This is a genomic window from Phyllobacterium sp., assembly GCF_037994425.1.
Classification (GTDB): Bacteria; Pseudomonadota; Alphaproteobacteria; order Rhizobiales; family Rhizobiaceae; genus Phyllobacterium.
On the sequence record NZ_JBBNAM010000378.1, the window covers coordinates 1 to 4049 of the forward strand.

The 4049-nt window shown below is 58.5% G+C and carries 2 protein-coding genes and 1 pseudogene; 1 reads left to right on the top strand and 2 read right to left on the bottom strand.

Annotation, left to right across the window (positions count from 1 at the left end; translation table 11 throughout):
* Together AAAB35_RS25390 and dnaG are read right to left on the bottom strand one after the other, a co-directional pair.
* On the bottom strand, nucleotides 1-1198 hold a 1198-nt coding region (locus tag AAAB35_RS25390), incomplete at its 3' end, for an RNA polymerase sigma factor region1.1 domain-containing protein (RefSeq protein WP_340671105.1).
* Between the two features lie 304 nt (nucleotides 1199-1502).
* Nucleotides 1503-3470 (bottom strand): DNA primase, encoded by a 1968-nt coding sequence (gene dnaG, locus AAAB35_RS25395; RefSeq protein ID WP_340671107.1) that lies wholly within the window; start codon nucleotides 3468-3470, stop codon nucleotides 1503-1505.
* 350 nt (nucleotides 3471-3820) lie between these two features.
* Between dnaG and AAAB35_RS25400 the strand changes: the two are divergent.
* Nucleotides 3821-4049: pseudogene (locus tag AAAB35_RS25400) on the top strand (Na/Pi cotransporter family protein); the annotation flags it as partial.

Genomic DNA, 4049 nt, shown 5'->3' on the forward strand with positions numbered 1-4049 from the left:
TGATCGTGTCCTTCTCGTTCTTGGTGAACTCTTTCCAGCCGCGGGTCGTGAGGTTGGAGACGGCCTTCAGCCAATTGGGGTCGAGCTCGTTGCCCTGATATTCTTTCAGGAAGTCTTCGCGGCGCACGCCATAGGACTCGGCAAGCCGCAGCAAACGGCCCTCGTTCTGCACGAGCCGCTTGTTGATGTCATATAGCTGGGCAACCAGAGCCTCGATGCGGTTCTGGTTCAGCGACAGTGACTTCACGGCCTTGATCAGCTGATCCTTGAGTTCCTTGTAGCGACGCTCCTGGCTCGGCGAGAGCGAACCCGAAGCGGCAAGGCGGTTTTCGACCTGCTGGTCCTGCAGCTTGCGCAGCTTCTTGTAGGTATCGGCGATGACGTCGAGCGTTTCCATGACCTGCGGACGCAGTTCCGCTTCCATCGCGGCGAGCGACAGATTGGCCTCATCATCCTCGTCGTCTTCTTCCTCGACGGGAGCGTCGCCGCCGACATTGGTAATGTCGTCATCGTCGCGCGAACGGCGCGGCTTGTCGTTGCCGGCTGCCGGGCGTTCCTCTTCGACGCGTTCGATCACCGGCGCCTGCTTGGCTTCGGGACCCGCATAGGTGGTTTCGAGATCGATGATTTCGCGCAACAGGATCTTGGACTCGTTAAGGTCCTCGCGCCAGATGATGATCGCCTGGAAAGTCAGCGGACTTTCGCAAAGACCGGAGATCATCGTCTCGCGCCCTGCCTCGATGCGCTTGGCAATGGCGATTTCACCTTCACGCGACAGAAGCTCGACAGTGCCCATTTCGCGCAGATACATGCGGACGGGATCGTCGGTGCGATCCGTCGGCTCCTTCTTGGTGGTGGTCGGCGCAACAGCGGTGCCGGTGGCATCGGCAAGTTCGCGCGCATCGCTCTCTTCGTCGGCGCTGCTGTCAGCTTCCTCGGCGTCAGCGTCCTGCTCGTCATCCTCGACGACGTTGATGCCCATATCGCTGAGCATGGCCATCGTATCTTCGATCTGCTCGGAAGTGACCTCTTCGGACGGGAGAACGGCATTGAGTTCGTCCATCGTCACATAGCCGCGCTTCTTGGCGAGCTTGATCATCTTCTTGACAGCGTCATCGGAAAGGTCGAGAAGTGGACCGTCCGGCGCGCCCTCGCGCTCGACTTCTACTTCCTCGTTTTCCTTTGCCTTCGTTGCCATATTCTATATCTCCAAGCGACCTTCGCTATGTTTAACGCATGGTGGAAATAGGTGCGGCGGCACCCTGGTTCCCCTGCACCATCAAGCTATTAAATGTTCGAGTAGCCGAAATCCTGTTAATGTCGGATTAACCTTGTTATCCCGGTGGCGAGCACATTGGATATTTGCCGCATTTGCCGGATTTTCTGCTGGACCCGCAAACATCAACGCAATATCTACAATTCCGCGCAATCTGATTCCGTCATTATTGACCCACGTCAACCCCGACTCAACTGATTCGCGGTAAAAAAGCGAATCAATTCGGTCAAAACCCTTTGCCCGACCGTCCCGAAGGTATTCCGAACCCTTCGATCAGCGCTTCGGTAGCCTGCGCACTTCGAATGGCATTCTGAATATCGAGCAGCCGGTTGAGGTTTTCGTCGGTGGCTTCCGTAGCCAAGGCGGTTTCAGCGACTTTCAGTTCCTTATGTAGTGTGCTGGCGCGCTGATGCAAGTGAATGGCCTGTCTTAAAGCCTCGAGCGCATCCTCTTCGGCCGCTTCCGAGGTGGCGGTCCAGATACGCGCACGCCTTACGAGCGCTTCGAGCGCCTCAATGAGCGCGCCATGGCCGGTATCGGCCATCGCCTTGCGCATTTCGGTGCCGGTCGCCACGTGATGTTCGGCCATGGCGTTGAGCATCGCCGCATGAAAGCGCTTCAAGTTGGGATGGCCGAATTCAAGCCGCACAATCGTCTCGAAATCATCTTCGATAAGCCGCGGATGATTGAACAGCGTCATGAGAATGGCGGTCTCGCGCAAGGGCGGCATCGCTGATGTTGTCTTGACGAGAACCGAACGCGCGAGACTTTCGGAAACGGCGAGCCGGCCATTGGCGCCCCCCCGCCCCCGCTGGCCAAATCCGCCTTGCGGGCCAAAGCCGTGGCGGTTGTTGCCCGGCTGACCCGAATTGCGTCGGTCATTGTTTCGCGTGTTGGCGCTGAAGGATTGCTGGATTCGGTCCCGGACATCCTGGGCATAGTGACGACGGACGTTCTCATCGCCAATGAGGCTGGTCATCTGCTTGAGCCGGGCTTCGAGCTCGGCGCGCCGTTCGGGTGTGTCGAAAACGCCGCCGCTGGTTTCGCGCGCCCATAGCATGTCCGCAAGCGGGCGGGCATCGTCGAGCACGGCCTGAAACGCCTGCGGGCCGGAAGCCTTGACGAGATCATCCGGGTCCTTGCCCTCTGGCAGCAGGGCAAAGCGCAGCGAGCGCCCGGGCTTCAGCGCCGGTAAAGCGAGGTCGATCGCCCGGTGCGCGGCCTTGATCCCCGCATTGTCACCATCGAAGCAGAGGATAGGCTCGGGTGACATGCGCCAGAGAAGATCGAGTTGATCCTCGGTCAACGCCGTGCCGAGCGGCGCGACCGCCTGTGCAAAGCCCGCCTGTGCGAGCGCAATGACGTCCATATAGCCTTCGACGGCAATCACGGCTTTTGCCGTTTGGCCGCCCTGTGGTTGCGCTGCTTTCCGCGCGCGAAGCGCATTGAACAGCACCTTACCCTTGTGGAAAAGCTCCGTCTCGTTCGAGTTCATATATTTGGCGATGGCGTTCGGCGTCAGCGCCCGCCCGCCAAAGGCAATAATGCGGCCGCGCAGATCCTCGATCGGAAACATGATACGATCCCGAAACCGATCGAACGACACCGGCTTGTCATCGCCATAGACGACCAGGCCACACGCTTCGATCTGCTCTTTCGTTGCACCCTTCAGCGCAAGATGTTCCTTAAGCGCGTTGCGGCTCTCCGGTGCATAGCCGAGACGATAGGCATGCTGCGTGGTGGCGCTGAGACCCCGGTCGCGCAGATATGCGCGCGCCTTGGCACCGCCCGCCGCCTGCAATTGCTCTTCGAAGAACTTGGTCGCCATCTCCATGACGTCATAGAGCGTAGCGCGCTTGGCCTCGCGAATTTCCGATTCAACATCACGCGCTGGCATGGGAATGCCCGCCATATCGGCGACGCGCTGCACGGCCTCCGGGAAGCTCAGGCCTTCAAGTTCCGTCAGAAAGCGGAAATGATCGCCGGTGACCCCGCAGCCGAAACAATGGTAGCGACCCTTGCGGTCTTCGCAGTGAAAGCTTGGCGACTTCTCGCCATGAAAAGGGCAGCACGCCCAGAAATCGCCCTTTGGCGCATTGGTCTTCTTGCGGTCGAACGACACCCGCGTCCCGATCACGCTGGAGATCGGTACGCGCTCCCTGATCTCATCGAGAAAGGATGGCGAAAATCGCATGCTGCTCTTCGTTCGCTAGATTGGACGTTTATGAAGACCGGGCCAAGAGAACCAAGGTCTGAACCATACTGCAACAAATAGGGTTCCAGAGGAAGGGCGGCAACTCCGTCATCCCCTGCTCATCGCGGTGACAGATAGCGCGAAAGCATGAGGTTTTTGAATGGTGGGCAATCAACGAACATGTGACACAAATCTGTCATTAATCTGATAAATTTTGCCAAATGCGACATCATTTTTCTTAGCCGGAACATAAATTTTTCGCTTTCAGGTCGATATGTTATCTTAACAAACGGCTGCTAGTTTCTCTTGGTGGCTTTACCGCAATTTCCAACGCGACTGGATTGCTTGAAGTGAACGGTTCCTCGGTTTTGTTGCATTTGGCCGGCGCAGTGGCGCTTCTGCTCTGGGCAACGCGCATGGTCCGCACCGGTGTCGAGCGCGCCTATGGCGAACGCATGCGCCGCAGCCTGCGCGGGGTCCTGCACAATCCCGTCCTTGCCGTTCTCTGGGGTCTGATGCTGTCGATCGCGCTGCAGTCGTCGACCGCAGTGAGCCTTCTCGTCGGCTCCTTTGTCGGGT